Source organism: Rhodococcus sp. C26F, from assembly GCF_053345925.1.
The window spans coordinates 1-13,903 of sequence record NZ_JBKFBA010000018.1; the positions used below are offsets into that span (position 1 = coordinate 1).

Annotated in this window: 14 protein-coding genes and 1 pseudogene; 9 read left to right on the forward strand and 6 right to left on the reverse strand. The window is 68.2% G+C overall.

The features are described 5' to 3' along the window. Positions 1-352 precede the first annotated feature (352 nt). The 4 genes from ehuB (at position 353) to ehuA (ending at position 3,464) form a co-directional block, all read left to right on the forward strand. Positions 353-1,246: an ectoine/hydroxyectoine ABC transporter substrate-binding protein EhuB gene (gene ehuB / locus ACLBYD_RS17970; RefSeq protein ID WP_447817508.1), complete on the forward strand. Its 894-nt coding sequence runs from the start codon at positions 353-355 to the stop codon at positions 1,244-1,246. Positions 1,247-1,262: 16 nt separating this feature from the next. Beyond that, positions 1,263-1,997: an ectoine/hydroxyectoine ABC transporter permease subunit EhuC gene (gene ehuC / locus ACLBYD_RS17975; protein ID WP_159418698.1), complete on the forward strand. Its 735-nt coding sequence runs from the start codon at positions 1,263-1,265 to the stop codon at positions 1,995-1,997. Then, positions 1,994-2,638: an ectoine/hydroxyectoine ABC transporter permease subunit EhuD gene (gene ehuD / locus ACLBYD_RS17980; RefSeq protein WP_120282116.1), complete on the forward strand. Its 645-nt coding sequence runs from the start codon at positions 1,994-1,996 to the stop codon at positions 2,636-2,638. Before ehuC ends, ehuD begins: the two co-directional genes overlap by 4 nt. A gap of 61 nt (positions 2,639-2,699) precedes the next feature. Beyond that, entirely contained in the window at positions 2,700-3,464 is a 765-nt protein-coding gene (ehuA, locus tag ACLBYD_RS17985) for an ectoine/hydroxyectoine ABC transporter ATP-binding protein EhuA (protein WP_447817569.1), read from the forward strand. A 9-nt stretch (positions 3,465-3,473) separates the two neighbouring features. Here ehuA and ACLBYD_RS17990 read toward each other — a convergent pair whose 3' ends face one another. Further along, entirely contained in the window at positions 3,474-5,021 is a 1,548-nt protein-coding gene (locus tag ACLBYD_RS17990) for an adenylate/guanylate cyclase domain-containing protein (RefSeq protein WP_447817509.1), read from the reverse strand. 42 nt (positions 5,022-5,063) lie between these two features. Between ACLBYD_RS17990 and nucS the strand changes: the two genes are divergently transcribed. Next, the gene (gene nucS / locus ACLBYD_RS17995; RefSeq protein WP_006554723.1) at positions 5,064-5,738 is read left to right on the forward strand and encodes an endonuclease NucS; all 675 of its coding nucleotides are present in this window, start codon (positions 5,064-5,066) and stop codon (positions 5,736-5,738) included. 2 nt (positions 5,739-5,740) lie between these two features. Beyond that, positions 5,741-6,064: an ATP/GTP-binding protein gene (locus ACLBYD_RS18000; RefSeq protein ID WP_447817510.1), complete on the forward strand. Its 324-nt coding sequence runs from the start codon at positions 5,741-5,743 to the stop codon at positions 6,062-6,064. 42 nt (positions 6,065-6,106) lie between these two features. Here ACLBYD_RS18000 and ACLBYD_RS18005 read toward each other — a convergent pair whose 3' ends face one another. The 4 genes and pseudogenes from ACLBYD_RS18005 to mce all read right to left on the reverse strand — a co-directional run bounded on the left by ACLBYD_RS18005 (position 6,107) and on the right by mce (position 9,627). Further along, complete coding sequence (locus ACLBYD_RS18005) at positions 6,107-6,616, reverse strand: hypothetical protein (RefSeq protein ID WP_447817511.1); 510 nt, start codon at positions 6,614-6,616, stop codon at positions 6,107-6,109. A 58-nt stretch (positions 6,617-6,674) separates the two neighbouring features. Further along, positions 6,675-7,730 (reverse strand): DNA polymerase III subunit beta family protein, encoded by a 1,056-nt coding sequence (locus ACLBYD_RS18010; RefSeq protein ID WP_447817512.1) that lies wholly within the window; start codon positions 7,728-7,730, stop codon positions 6,675-6,677. 302 nt (positions 7,731-8,032) lie between these two features. After that, positions 8,033-9,058: pseudogene (locus ACLBYD_RS18015) on the reverse strand (hypothetical protein); the annotation flags it as partial. An 83-nt stretch (positions 9,059-9,141) separates the two neighbouring features. Beyond that, on the reverse strand, positions 9,142-9,627 hold the full coding sequence (gene mce / locus ACLBYD_RS18020) for a methylmalonyl-CoA epimerase (RefSeq protein WP_016694038.1): 486 nt from the start codon (positions 9,625-9,627) through the stop codon (positions 9,142-9,144). A gap of 104 nt (positions 9,628-9,731) precedes the next feature. Between mce and ACLBYD_RS18025 the strand changes: the two genes are divergently transcribed. The 3 genes from ACLBYD_RS18025 to ACLBYD_RS18035 all read left to right on the forward strand — a co-directional run bounded on the left by ACLBYD_RS18025 (position 9,732) and on the right by ACLBYD_RS18035 (position 12,393). Next, on the forward strand, positions 9,732-10,922 hold the full coding sequence (locus ACLBYD_RS18025; RefSeq protein ID WP_447817513.1) for an acetyl-CoA C-acetyltransferase: 1,191 nt from the start codon (positions 9,732-9,734) through the stop codon (positions 10,920-10,922). A 105-nt stretch (positions 10,923-11,027) separates the two neighbouring features. Then, a complete protein-coding gene (locus ACLBYD_RS18030; protein ID WP_060651203.1) occupies positions 11,028-11,387 on the forward strand; it encodes a DUF3817 domain-containing protein in 360 nt (119 codons plus the stop codon). Between the two features lie 115 nt (positions 11,388-11,502). Next, entirely contained in the window at positions 11,503-12,393 is an 891-nt protein-coding gene (locus ACLBYD_RS18035) for a tetratricopeptide repeat protein (RefSeq protein ID WP_447817570.1), read from the forward strand. Positions 12,394-12,451: 58 nt separating this feature from the next. Here ACLBYD_RS18035 and ACLBYD_RS18040 read toward each other — a convergent pair whose 3' ends face one another. Beyond that, positions 12,452-13,900, reverse strand: a complete 1,449-nt coding sequence (locus tag ACLBYD_RS18040) for a neutral zinc metallopeptidase (protein WP_447817514.1) — start codon at positions 13,898-13,900, stop codon at positions 12,452-12,454. Positions 13,901-13,903 lie beyond the last annotated feature (3 nt).

A 13,903-nucleotide genomic window follows, 5' to 3' on the forward strand; every position in this document is an offset into this window, starting at 1 on the left:
TGGTACTGCACTCGACAGGGTGTGGGAGAGTAGGACACCGCCGAACACCCGTTCCGAAAGGGGACCCACTCGTTTGGGTCCCCTTTCGTGTTTTCCGGGTTCTCTTCAGACCTGTCGGAGGATCCCACCCCACGGGAAAGTCCTTACGCTCCAAAAGGATTTCGGGTACGGTGCGCCCGCTCCGATCGCCGGCACCCAACGGATCACGACCTCGTAACAAACACGCTCTGTTCCAGGCTATGCCTACTTATGTCGGTAACGTCCGCTCATGCACGATCGCACGGTTCGTGTGGGTTCGGCGTGTGAGCGCCTGTCGGGGGCGTTCTCGTCGACGACGAGGAGGGGCGAGACGATGACGAATCGATCGACTACGGGTACCGCCGGCAAGTTCACGGTGGTGATCGCGGGACTGGGACTCATCGGCGCGGCCGTCACAGGATGTACGAGCGTCGACACCGACACCGAGGGCTCGACCCTCGAACGGCTCCAGCAGGAAGGCACCGTCACCGTCGGGTTCGCCGGCGAGGCACCCTACAGCTTCATGCAGGACGGCGAACTCACCGGCGCCACCGTCGCTCTGCACCGCGAGATCTTCAAGAACCTCGGCATCGACAACGTCGAAGGTGTGGCCACCGACTTCGGTGCGCTCATCCCAGGCCTGCAGGCCGGACGATTCGACGTCGTCAGCGCCGGCATGTCGATCCTCCCGCAGCGTTGCGAACAGGCACTGTTCAGCGAGCCGGAGTTCAACTACACCACCGCACTCATGGTCCCGCAGGGCAATCCGGAACAACTCGCCGACATGCAGTCGATCGCCGAGAGCGGCGTCCGGATGGCGGTCATGACCGGCGCGATCGAAGCCGACTACGCCTCTGCCCTCGGTATCGACGCGATGCAGGTGGCGTCTCCCCAGGACGGGATGGACGCGGTCGTCAACGGGCGCGCCGACGTCTTCGCGCTGACGGGCATCTCCCTGAACTGGATGAAGCAGAACAACGAGGGTGCGCCCGTCGACGTCACCGAATCGTTCGTCGCGGAGATCGACGGGGTGCCTCAGGTGGGCGCCGGCGGAACGGTCTTCCGCAAGGAGGACACCGAACTGCGCGACGCCTACAACGAGGAACTCGCGAAGATCACGTCCGACCCCCAGAAGTACCTGTCGATCGTCGGCGAGTTCGGGTTCACGGAGGCGGAGATGCCCGATCCGGGGCTGACGACCGAGATGCTCTGCGAGGGCGTTTCCTGATCTCGGCTGCGTCGTAATGGATTTCGGTTCCAAGATCGAACTGCTGTGGAACTCCCTTCCGCAACTGTTCGACGGTTTGCTCGTCACCGTCGAATTGACCGTGGGGAGTGCGGTCTTCGCGTTCCTGCTCGCCGTGGCCCTCGGGCTGGCGGCGGGCGCGAAGAACCTGGCCCTGCGCGGCAGTGCTCGGGTGTTCATCGAGTTCTTCCGCGGCACTTCGCTTCTCGTGCAGCTGTTCTGGTTCTTCTATGTCCTGCCCTTGTTCGGGTTCCGGCTCGAATCGATCGTGTGCGGGATCCTCGCCCTGTCGCTCAACTACGGCGCCTACGGAGCGGAGGTGGTGCGCGGTGCGATCGCCTCGGTGCCGAAGCCGCAACTCGAGGCGGCGACAGCGCTGAATTTCGGCTACTGGCAACGCATGCGACGAGTGATCTTCCCGCAGGCCTGGGCCGAGATGATCCCGCCGCTGACGAATCTGCTCATCCAGCTCCTCAAGGGAACGGCACTGGCGAGTTACATCCTCCTGCAGGACCTCACATTCCAGATCGAGCAGCTCCGTAGAGGAAGCGGCGACACCATCTTCGCGTTCGGTGTGGGGTTGGTGCTGTACTTCGTGCTCGGCTATCTGCTGACGTTGCTGATGAATGCGCTCGAGGTGCGTGCCAAGAGTCGACTCGGGACCGGTCCCACTCTGCGTGAGATCTTCGGGCTCGCCCCGGTCTTCGATCAGCCGGTGGGAGCTCGCTCATGACCGTCGACTGGAGTTGGGAACGCGCGGCCGACGCGCTTCCGGTACTGCTCGAAGGATTCCGGATCACCTTGCTGGCCACGGTCCTCGGATTCGTGGTGGCCGCGGTGCTCGGGTTGGTGGTGGCCGTCGCCCGCCGCTCGCTGCCGAAGGTCCTCGCGACGGCGTTGTCCGCCGTCGTCCAGTTCATCCGGCTCACCCCGCTCGTGGTGCAGCTGCTGTTCGTCTACTACCTGCTCCCGCAGTTCAGTGCGTTGCAGATCGGCATCGCGGTACTGGGGATCCACTACTCGACCTACATGGCCGAGGTGTACCGGGCGGGCATCGACGCGGTTCCGAAGGGACAATGGGAGGCGTGCCGCGCTCTGTCGTTGTCGCCGATGCGTACGTGGCGTGCGGTGATCCTGCCGCAGGCCGTGCGCCGTGTCGTGCCTGCGCTGGGCAACTATGCGGTGTCGCTGTTCAAGGACACCCCGTTCCTGTTCACGATCTCCGTCGTGGAGATGGTGACCGCGGCCCAGCAGTTCGGTGCGCGCAACTTCCAGTACCTCGAACCGCTCACGCTGGCCGGCCTGATCTTTCTCCTCGCCAGCTACCCGACGTCGTTGCTCGTCCGCCGATTGGAGCGTCGCCTTGCCTATTGAGATGCACAAGGAAGCCGGTGCCGACGGCGACTCGCTGTCCGCCGCCACGTCCGACGGATCCATGATCCGATTCGACTCCGTGGTCAAGAAATTCGGCGATCACGTAGTCCTCGACCATCTCGACTTCACCGTCTCCCCGGGGGAACGGGTCACGTTGATCGGTCCGAGCGGTTCGGGCAAGACGACCATCCTGCGCCTGCTCATGACCCTCGAGAAGATCGACGACGGTCTGGTGTGGGTCAAGGGCGAACCGCTCAGCCACGAACGCAAGGGGTCGCGCCTCGTCCCGGCCTCCGAGCGCTACCTGAGGACGATGCGCCGCAACATCGGCATGGTCTTCCAGCAGTTCAACCTGTTCCCCAACATGAACGTGATGGAGAACCTCACCGAGGCTCCGGTGCACGTCCTCGGTCGCAGCAAGGCCGAGGCACGCGACCGTGCGCGGGAATTGCTCGCGATGGTCGGTCTGTCCGACAAGGAGACCGCCCACCCCACGCAACTGTCGGGTGGTCAGCAGCAGCGGGTCGCGATCGCCCGTGCCCTCGCGATGGATCCGGAGATTTTGCTGCTCGACGAGGTCACCTCTGCCCTCGACCCCGAACTCGTCGCCGACGTGCTGGACGTGCTGCGGACGATCGCCGAGACGACCGACATCACGATGCTGATCGTGACGCACGAGATGCACTTCGCCCGCGACGTCTCCGATCGTGTGCTCATGTTCGATCAGGGTCGCATCGTGGAGGAGGGGCCGCCCGAGCGCATCTTCACCAGTCCCAGTGAGGAACGCACCCGCAAGTTCCTCGACGCGGTGCTGGCAGGGGAGTGAGCCCGGCAGTCACTCCGCGAGCGGGGTCGCCAGCCGGGTCGGCTCGGAACGGCCGCGCAGGGTGATCTCCTCGCCCAGCTCCCACCGGGCGCGTTCGTCCTCCGGGGCCGGCTGCACGGTGCGGGCCGACGCCGCGACGTAACCCGGAACGGTCTTCGCGAGATCCGACAGCCTTGCGGCTTCGTTGACCGGATCGCCGATCACGGTGTACTCGAAGCGTTCCTGAGCGCCGATGTTCCCGGCGACCGCGCGACCTGCCGTGACCCCGATACCCGCGCGACACTCCGGCACTTCGTCGGCGAGGCGTCGCGCCATCCTCCTCGCGGCGCAAAGCGCGGAACCGGCGGCGTTGTCGAGGGCAACCGGTGCCCCGAAGATCGCGAGCGCCGCGTCGCCCTCGAACTTGTTGACGAATCCTTCGGCCGCGTGCACCTCTTCGACGACGACCGCGAAGAAGCGGTTGAGCAGCGCCACCACCTCGGTCGGCGGGCGACTCGCGGCCAACGCGGTGGAGCCGACGATATCGACGAACAACACCGCGACGTCCCGTTCCTCACCGCCGAGGACACCGGGATTGGCCAGCGCCGCAGCCGCGACCTCCCGTCCGACATGGCGGCCGAACACGTCGCGCAGCTTCTCGCGTTCGCGCAGGCCTTCGGCCATCCGATTGAATCCCGTCTGCAACTGCCCCAATTCGGTTCCGTCGTAGACGACGACCGCGGTGTCGAAGTCGCCCGACGCGATGCGTTGCATCCCGGCGCGCACCGATTCGATCGGCGCGATCGTCGACCGGATGGTGAGGAACATCAGCAGCGATCCGGTGAGCAGACCGAGTCCGCCGATGGCGAGGATCGTGATCGCCAGTCGCGTGGGCGTGACGGGACGGATGAAGCTGAACACCGCGATGAACAGCAGGCCGACGACGGGCACAGCGCTACCCAGGGCCCAGGCGAGCATCACCCGTCCGGTGGTGCCGGCCAGTCGCGGGCGGCGAGGCGTTCCGACCTCGAGCGCACGCGCCGCGATGGGGCGCAGCGCGAAATCGGTGAACATGTACGCGAATCCGCACACCGTGACGCCGGCCAGGGTGATGGTCAGCGCGACCTTCGGGATCGTCTGCGGGTCGACGACCCCGAACCCGACGGTGAACAGGATCAACCCGATGAACCACAGCGCTCCCTGCTGGAGGGTGGTGCGCCAGGGCATCCGCAACGCGATCCGCTGTTCCTGCGGACTGGGCGGGCGGTTCTCGAGCGCCCACCGCAGCCTGCGGAGCGTCGCCCGGGTGCCGAGCACCGAACCGACCACGACGGCCGAGACCACGTAGACCGGAGCGAGGATCGCCGTGATGACGATGAAGTCGGAGGTCAGGACGGACGGACCCGGGATCACGACGTTGATGAGAGCGGCCACGATGAGAGCACCGACGAGATGCGTGCCGATCAGCGAGAACGTCAACAGGGTCTGGATCCTGATGCGTTGCCGTCGGATCGGTTCGGCAGGCTCTCCCAGGATCGCCGATCCGAGCGGGGCCGTGCGGTGACTGCGTGCGGGCATGGTCGTTCGAGACTAGTCGAGTCGATCCTCTAGGGTGGCTGTGTGCGTCTTGTGATTGCCCGTTGCCGTGTGGACTACATCGGACGCCTGACGGCTCATCTGCCGACGGCCCGACGTCTCCTTCTCGTCAAATCCGACGGTTCGGTGAGTGTCCACGCCGACGACCGTGCCTACAAGCCCCTGAACTGGATGAGCCCGCCCTGCTGGCTCGAGGAGGAGTCCGTCGAGGACGCCGAGGCCCTGTGGGTGGTCACCAACAAGGCGGGTGAGCAGCTGCGCATCACTCTCGAAGAGATCGATCACGATTCGAGCCACGAACTCGGTGTCGACCCCGGTCTGATCAAGGACGGAGTCGAGGCGCACCTGCAGGAACTTCTCGCCGAGCACGTCGAGACCCTCGGGACGGGCTTCACCCTCATCCGGCGCGAATACCCCACGGCGATCGGCCCTGTGGACCTGTTGTGCCGTGATGCCGACGGAGCGACCGTCGCCGTGGAGGTGAAGCGTCGCGGCGAGATCGACGGCGTGGAGCAGCTCACCCGTTATCTCGAACTGCTCAACCGGGATCCGCTGCTCGCACCCGTCAGTGGCGTGTTCGCGGCCCAGCAGATCAAGCCGCAGGCGCGGACGCTGGCCACGGACCGCGGCATCCGCTGCCTCGTGCTCGACTACGAGGCGCTGCGGGGTACCGAGAGCACCGAGTTCAGATTGTTCTGATCGTGCCGCGCCGCAACAGATCCCGCACCGGCCGCAAGCGCGGCGGGGCGGCCGACGAATCCCCGACCTACTTCGGGGCGACGGTGCGCACCGAGAGCGGTCCCGCGGGGGCCGACGGGGAACGATTCACCGTGCGCACCGTGCCGGGTTCGCGTGCCACCAAGCCGTACCGGTGCCCGGGATGCGATCACGAGATCGCGCCGGGAACACCCCATGTCGTCGCCTGGCCGGCCGATGCGCTCGGCGGTGCGGAGGACCGGCGGCACTGGCACAGCGGATGCTGGGCGGGTCGCGGGACGCGCCGACCGACCCGACGCTGGTCCTAGCCACCACGCACCGGTCGCTGCACGCCGGTCGGAGCGCACCCCTCAGCGGGCGGTGCCCGGCGCAGACGCTCGCGGTGCGGTGTCGCGGTCGGTGATCGCCCGACGCACCTCGTGGACGGCCGTGCGGATGGTGTCGCCGTAGGGATCGTCGGGGAGTGCGGACAGGTGGTCCTGCGCGCGGTCGAGATGTTCCGCGGCCGCCCGGAACGATCCGAGTCGTCGGAAGTCGTCGGCCAGGTTCAGGTGCAGGCTCGGATAGAAGCCTGCGACCCGGAGGGTGTCGTGGTGTCGCTGTGCGCGCTCGTCGGTGAGGGCATCGGCAGCGTCGAGGGCGCGGATATTCCAGACCAGGGACTCGGCGGGATCGTCGTACAGGTCGGCGAGGTAGTGCGCGAGCGTGCAGCGGTGGAATGCGTCGCCCGCCGCACCGATCCGCTCCCAGAGGGACAGCAGGTCGTGCCGGGCCGACTCGGTGTCGCCGTCACGGCCGTGAAGGACCGCTGTGCTGATCGCGTCCATCGTGGGATCGGGTGTCGAGGGGGAGGCGGACATGAGACTCCTGTCGAGGGATTCGGCAGCTCGGGGGCACTGTTTGGGAGAACGCTGTGTTTCAGGGGGCGCTGCGTGGCATGACGAGCGTGGTGAGATCCCCGTCGTCGGCCGACCGGACGGTGACGGGCAGATCGGTACCGCGCACGTCGAGCATCAGGTCGTCGCCGAGCGCGTGACTCCATGCCGGATACACGGTGACCAGGTCGAACCAGATCGTCAGTTCCGGTCCGGTGGCCGTACCGTCGAGCGGCGCCTCGTCCCCGTCGGGGAACACCAGGACCGGCCCGTCGGGGGAGGTCCGTAGGCCGACCGTCTCCGGTGCTCGCTGTTCGAGCACCGTCACCACGCGGCGTTTGCAGAGGGTGACCCGCTGCGTCACCGCGGGGAGAGATTCCAGGAGGAGGTGGTGGTCGGGGAACGGCTCGAGAAGCAGACGGCAATGGAGGACGTCGCCGCTGGAGGTGCGGAAGGTGACCGCCCGCTCGTCCGCCTCGACGGTCACCGACGGACTGCGTCGGAGCCGGGACGTCGCAACCCGCAGGTCGTCGCCGGAGAGCGTGCCGGCCCAGGACGGGCAGGTCGGATCGGTGGGCACGAGCGTCCGGGTGGCGAGCCGGTACCGGTCGGTGGCGGTCAACCTCACGCAGCCGGACTCGGCTTCCATGTGCACGCCGTTCAGCACCGGGATGTCGGGGTCGTGACCGGTGGAGGCCGAGACCTGATCGACGGCACCGGCGAGGACGGGCCCGGGCACCGTGCAGATCGCGCGACGTGATTCGGTCCGCAGGGACGCACCGAGTGTCTCGGCGGCCCGTCGGAGCCTCTCGGCCTCCGTGGTCGTCCCGGCGACGTGCTCATCGAGCAACCTCACTGCCTCGTCCGCGTCGGCGGCGAAGAACTCGCCGATGGCGGGCAGCGGCATCCCGATCTCCCGCAACTGCCGCAGTCGGCAGGCGCGGGAGACCTGGGATCGGCTGTAGAACCGGTATCCCGTCGACGGATCGACCTGCGCGGGGCGCAGCAGGCCCGCGTCGTCGTAGAACCGCAATGCGCTCGCGGTCAGTCCGACGAGTTCGGCGAACACGCCGATCGACATCATCTCCGGGTCGGTCACCGGCCCATCATGGAGCTTCGACCGACTCGAAGGTCAAGCCCGAGGGTCGGCGACCGTCAGTTGCGGACCTTGCTGGCCACGGCGGGGGAGCGACCCTGCACCCCGGAACCGACCGAGGGTGAGCGATGCGGTGCCGAGGCGTTCGGCGTGCGCGGCGTGGACTGCGAGCCCTGTCCGCCGGTGTTCGGCTGCGCGGCCGAGTTCGAGCCGGATGCGGAGCCGGGGGCATCGCTCTTCGGGATCCGCACCGTCCGGTCGGCCTGCGGCATGGGCGTGGTCTTGTCGGTCTGCGGCAGCGGCGCGGTCTTGTCCGCCTTCGCGTCGGCCTCGGTGGGTGCCGGCTCCGTCGGGCTCTCGTCGTCCGAGCCCTTCTCGTCGCTGCCGTGTTTGTCGCCGCCTTGCTTGTCGCTGCCCTGCTCGTCGCGCGCCGTGCCGAGGACGGTCGTGCGGGGCTCGTCGAGGGAGATCTCCCGGTCGAGCAGTTCGCCTTCGCGGTTGATCGCCGCGAGGAGGGTGGGGACGTCGTCGAGCTGCTCGCGAACGGCGTCGAGCTGGCCGAGGATGCGTCCGCGCAGCACGCGGAGTTCCTCTGTGAGGTCGCGCGCGTTGGCGACCTTCCGCTCGGACTGTTCGGTGGCGCGGGTGAGCCGTCGTTCGGCTTCCTGCGTGGCCTCCTCGACACGGCGTTCGGCCTCGGCCTTGCTCGTCCGTTCGAGTTCGTCGAGGGCTCCGAGCAGCTTCGTGCGGCGCTCGGCCATTGTGATCTCGAAGTCCTGCTGCACCTGCTCGCGCTTGGCCTCGGCCTCGGCGTCGAGTCGCTCGGCTTCCGCACGGGCAGCGGCCACGATCCGCTCGGCCTCGGCGCGGGCCGCGGTCATCGTCCGCTCGTGCTCGGCCGCGAAGGCGATGCGGGTGTCCTCGAGTTCGGCGAGCTTCTTCTCGTAGTCGCCCCGGAGGCGGATGCCTTCCTGCTCCGCCAGCGAGATCATCTCGGCGGCGTCGGCCTCGGCGCGGGCACGCAGCTCGGAGGCCTCGTCGGAGGCGAGACGCAGCATCCGCGAGATGCGGTCGCTCATGCCCTCGGCGGTGGTGGGCGGCACCGACAGACGGTCGACGTCCTTGCGGAGTTCGTCGATCTCGTTGCGGGCGTTCTCGAGCTGACGGGCCAGATCGCGGGCCTGCGCGGCAGCGGCGTCGCGGTCGGTGGCGGTCACGCGCAGCTCGGCCTCGAACCGGGCGAAGTAATTGGTCACCTCGTCGCGGTCGAATCCCTTCCGCACGATGGAGAACGGCAGGTGGCTGGGTGCGCGATCACGATCGAAGACCATGGAGACAATCTACCCGGTCCCTGCGGGTACGACCCGGATGCGCTCCCGCCCCATCCGTCTTCGGGAGCGCACCGGAACGGCCGTCAGTGAGCAGGATGTGCCGCCGGCTCGACGAGCTCGACGAGGACGCCGCCCGCGTCCTTCGGATGCAGGAAGTTGATGCGCGAATCGGCGGTGCCGCGACGGGGTGCGTCGTACAGCAGCCGGACGCCGCGCTCGCGCAACGCCGTGGAGACGGCATCGATGTCGGAGACGCGGTAGGCGAGCTGCTGCAGGCCCGGACCATTGCGGTCGATGAACTTCGCGATCGTGGAGTTCTCGTTCAGCGGGGCGAGCAACTGGATCATGGTGGACCCTTCGGGGGTCCCCGGAACGGCCAGCATCGCCTCGCGCACGCCCTGCTCCTCGTTGACTTCCTCGTGGGTGGACACGAGGCCGAGGTTCTCGGCGTACCAGGTGAGAGCGGCATCGAGGTCGGGCACTGCGATGCCGACGTGATCGATGGCGGTGACGAGTCCGGAAGCGAGAACGGACGCCGCCGGAGTGGATGTGGGAGAGGTCTCGGTCATGCTCTAGACGGTAGCGGTACCGTTGAGTGCACTCCTATCGGGATTCAGGTGAATATCCGAGTGGAGTTTTCCGATCACATCCCGATCTTTCGGAGGAATGTCCCGTGAGCAGTTCTGTCATCGTCGCCGGAGCCCGGACGCCCATGGGGCGCCTGCAGGGTTCGCTCAAGGATTTCTCCGGATCGGATCTCGGTGGCGTGGCGATCAAGGGCGCACTCGAGCGCGCCGGTGTGGCTCCCGAGCAGGTCGAATACGTCATCATGGGTCAGGTGCTCACCGCCGGCGCCGGCCAGATCCCGGCCCGTCAGGCGGCCGTCGCCGCCGGCATCCCGATGGACGTCCCGGCGCTGACGATCAACAAGGTGTGTCTGTCGGGCATCAACGCGATCGCGATGGCCGACCAGCTGATCCGCGCGGGCGAGTTCGACGTCGTCGTCGCCGGTGGCCAGGAGTCGATGAGCCAGGCCCCGCACCTGCTCGAGGGGTCCCGCGCCGGCTTCAAGTACGGCGATGTGACCCTGCGCGACCACATGGCCTACGACGGCCTGCACGACATCTTCACCGACCAGGCGATGGGTAACCTCACCGAGTCGGCCAACTCCGGCGAGCGCTTCGTCTCCCGCGCCGAGCAGGACGCCTTCGCCGCCGCCTCGCACCAGAACGCCGCTCGTGCCTGGAAGGACGGCCTGTTCGAGGACGAGGTCGTGCCGGTGTCGATCCCGCAGCGCAAGGGCGACCCGATCGTCTTCGCCGCCGACGAGGGCATCCGCCCGGAGACCACCGCCGAGTCGCTCGGCTCGCTGCGTCCGGCTTTTGCGAAGGACGGCACCGTCACCGCCGGGTCGGCCTCGCAGATCTCCGACGGTGCCGCCGCGGTCGTCGTGATGAGCAAGGCCAAGGCCACCGAGCTCGGGCTGAGCTGGATCGCCGAGATCGGCCGTCACGGCGTCGTCGCCGGACCGGACTCGGCCCTGCAGTCGCAGCCGGCACGGGCGATCGCCCAGGCCTGCGAGCGTGAGGGCCTCGACCCGACCGAGCTCGACCTCGTCGAGATCAACGAGGCGTTCGCCGCCGTCGGCATCGTCTCGGCCCGTGAGCTGGGCATCGATCCGGCGAAGGTGAACGTCAACGGTGGTGCGATCGCGCTCGGCCATCCGCTCGGCATGTCGGGTGCGCGCATCGTGCTGCACCTGGCGCTCGAGCTGAAGCGCCGCGGTGGTGGTGTCGGCGCTGCCGCTCTGTGCGGTGGTGGTGGCCAAGGCGACGCGCTCATCGTGCGGGTGCCCAAGAACTGACCCTCTTCCCGAGAGCATGATCACGGCCCCGGCGCAATCATGCCGGGGCCGTGATGTCTCTCACTGAACTACGGCGTGTCGTAGGCCTTTCGGCACAATGGCCGCATGACCAACATCCTCGACGTGTCCACGCCCGCGAAACGATTCCGGCTGATCGCGATCTGGGAAGCGGTGACCTGGCTCGCCCTCCTGATCGCCATGTTCTTCAAGTGGGTGCTCGGCTACGAAGAGGCCATCGCGATCCCGGGCATGGTGCACGGCGTGGCCGGCTTCATCCCGTTCGTGCTCATCGCGCTCCTCACGGCGTTGTCGTTGAAGTGGGATCTCAAGACGACCTTCCTCGCCCTCGTCTCGAGCGTGCCCCCGTTCGGCACGATCGTCTTCGAGCGCTGGGCCGTGCGTACCGGTCGCCTCGGAGAGCTGTCCGCTCCGGCGACCCGCGAGGACGCCACCGCGACCGTCTGACCTCACGGCGACGTCCCCCGGTCCGCGCAGCACGATTCGGACCACTCGTGACAAACTGGTGGACGTGACTCGACCCGGTTCCCGTCCAGCACGTTCTGCCGCCGTCGCCGCGGCGATGTCCGGCGCGGTGGATCTCTCACCGCTCAAGGAGAGGGCCTCCGCGCCTCCGCCTCCGCCTCCGTCCGGTGGCGACGGCGCCGCACCCGGTGCCATCGCCCCGATCGTGGACGTCACCGAAGCGACGTTCGAGACCGAGGTGCTGCAGCGGTCGATGCAGGTGCCCGTGATCGTCGACTTGTGGGCGACCTGGTGCGAACCGTGCAAGCAGCTCTCACCCGTTCTCGAGAAGCTCGCGAACGAGGCAAACGGTGCGTGGGTCCTCGCGAAGGTCGACGTCGACGCGAACCCGCGGATCGCCCAGGCCTTCGGCGTCCAGTCGGTGCCCACGGTCGTCGCGATCGCGGCCGGCCAGCCGCTCGCCGACTTCCAGGGCGTGCAGCCCGAGCCCGCGCTGCGTCAGTGGCTCGACGCCATCCGGAACGCCGTCGCAGGCAAGCTGTCGGGCCCGCCCGGCGCCGAGCCGGAGGAACAGCCCGCCGACCCGCGTTTCGAGGCTGCGGAGCAGGCACTCGAGAACGGCGACTTCGAGGGCGCCGAGGCGGCCTACCAGCTCGTCCTGAACTCCGAGCCGAACAACACCGAGGCGCAGGCCGCGCTGCGGCAGGTGCGTTTCCTGGCCCGCGCGAGCACGGTTCCCGAGGATGCGATCGAGCGCGCCGATGCCGCTCCGAACGACCTCGAAGCCCAGTTCACGGCGGCCGACGCCGAACTGTTCGCGCAGCAGCCGGAGGCGGCCTTCGGTCGCCTCATCGAGTTCGTGCGTCGCAGCGCCGGGGACGAACGCACCGCAGCACGTACCCGGCTCCTCGAACTGTTCGAACTGTTCGACGCCGCGGATCCGGTCGTGGTGTCGTCGCGCCGCAAGCTCGCGATGGCCCTCTACTGATCCGTACCGATCCGCCGGACCGGCCGCTCACCACTCGTGGTGGGCGGCCCGTGTCGTTTCAGCGGTAACGGCCGGTGCAGGCGGCCTCGCCGCCGAGGACGCCGGTGCGGAAGGCATCCACCCGGGCGAATCCGCTCGGCACCGTGTTGCCGTTGACGTCGCTCGCGGCCAGACCGTCGGTGAGCAGGCCCGAGACCGCTTCGTCGAGGTCGCCGGGGGACAGCCATACCAGCACCTGGCTCGGGTCGACGTTCGAGGCGAGGGTGCTGTCCGGGCTCAGCGCGGCACTGATCACGCCCGACAGGCAGGCCGCCCGCAGGGCCGTGCGCGGCTCGGTGAGCGACTGCCCGGCCTCTTTCTGCACCGCGAGGGCGTAGCGGGAGGCGACGAGCACGTAGGCGTTGTAGTCGCCGCGGACACCGGGATCGAAGCCGCTTCCCGGCGGGGCGGCCGTACCGCGCTCGCTCAGTGCCTCCATGTCGACGCCCACGGTGTTCGTCGCGGGGCAGTACGACACCGGTGAGGTGGCCCGGGCGTCCGAGCACCCGAGGTCGGCGCCCGACAGATCGAGTTGCGGCAGGGCGTCCAGGTCGAAGACCTGGTGGAACGACTCGAAGATCGCCTCGACCGACTCGTCGGTGACCGGCAGTTCGCCGTCGTCTGCGGAGTTGTAGTACTGCGGCAGGTCGGCGCGGCGCGACTCGATCTCGGCGGCGTCGATGCGTGCACACGAGCCGGCCCCGTCGGTGAATCCGATCTGCACGGCCGTCACGCGTTCGAAGGCCGAGCCGTGGATCGAGTCGGGGTCGTTCGGATCGGCGTCGCGGAAGAGCACCATCGACGCGAGCACGTTGTTCAGCCCGTCGGAGGTGTCGAGCCGGAAGTGCGTCGACCGGCCCTCCGCGACGTGCCGCATGAACGCACCGGCGAAACAGTCGGCCTGCTGCTCGAACACGATGCCGGGGTCGTCCTCGGCGACCAGCCCCGCCGTGTGCTGGACGGCGTGCCCGTACTCGTGGGCGAGGACCGTCACCGCGGCCATCGGTCCGAAGCTGTCGATGAGCTGCGGCATGAGGTAGGTGCGGTCCCATCCGATCTCGTCGCCGCCGCTGCAGTAGGCCGCGTTGATGAAGTCGTAGGTGGGTTTGCCGCAGAAACGTGGGCCCCGTCGCTCGGACGGATCCCACGACACGATCGTCTCGACCGGGCGGAAGGTGCCCCGGGCGACCGACGCGAACTCCTGACGCCAGTACTCCTCGATGTCGGCGATCGCGTTGCCGGCCAGGACGTCGACGGGACCGCCGTCGGTGTTCTCGATCTCGATGTCCGCATCGGGCACCCCGCTGCGCGGACCCGACGCCCCGGAGGTGACGGGCAGCCCCGCCACGGTGAAGGGGTTGTCGTAGATCGACACCGCCGTTCCTTCGATCCGCTGGGCGCATCCCGCCAGCAGGACGACGGTCAGTGCGGGCACCACCAGTCGCGCGAACCGGTGCGTCCGTCGCATGTC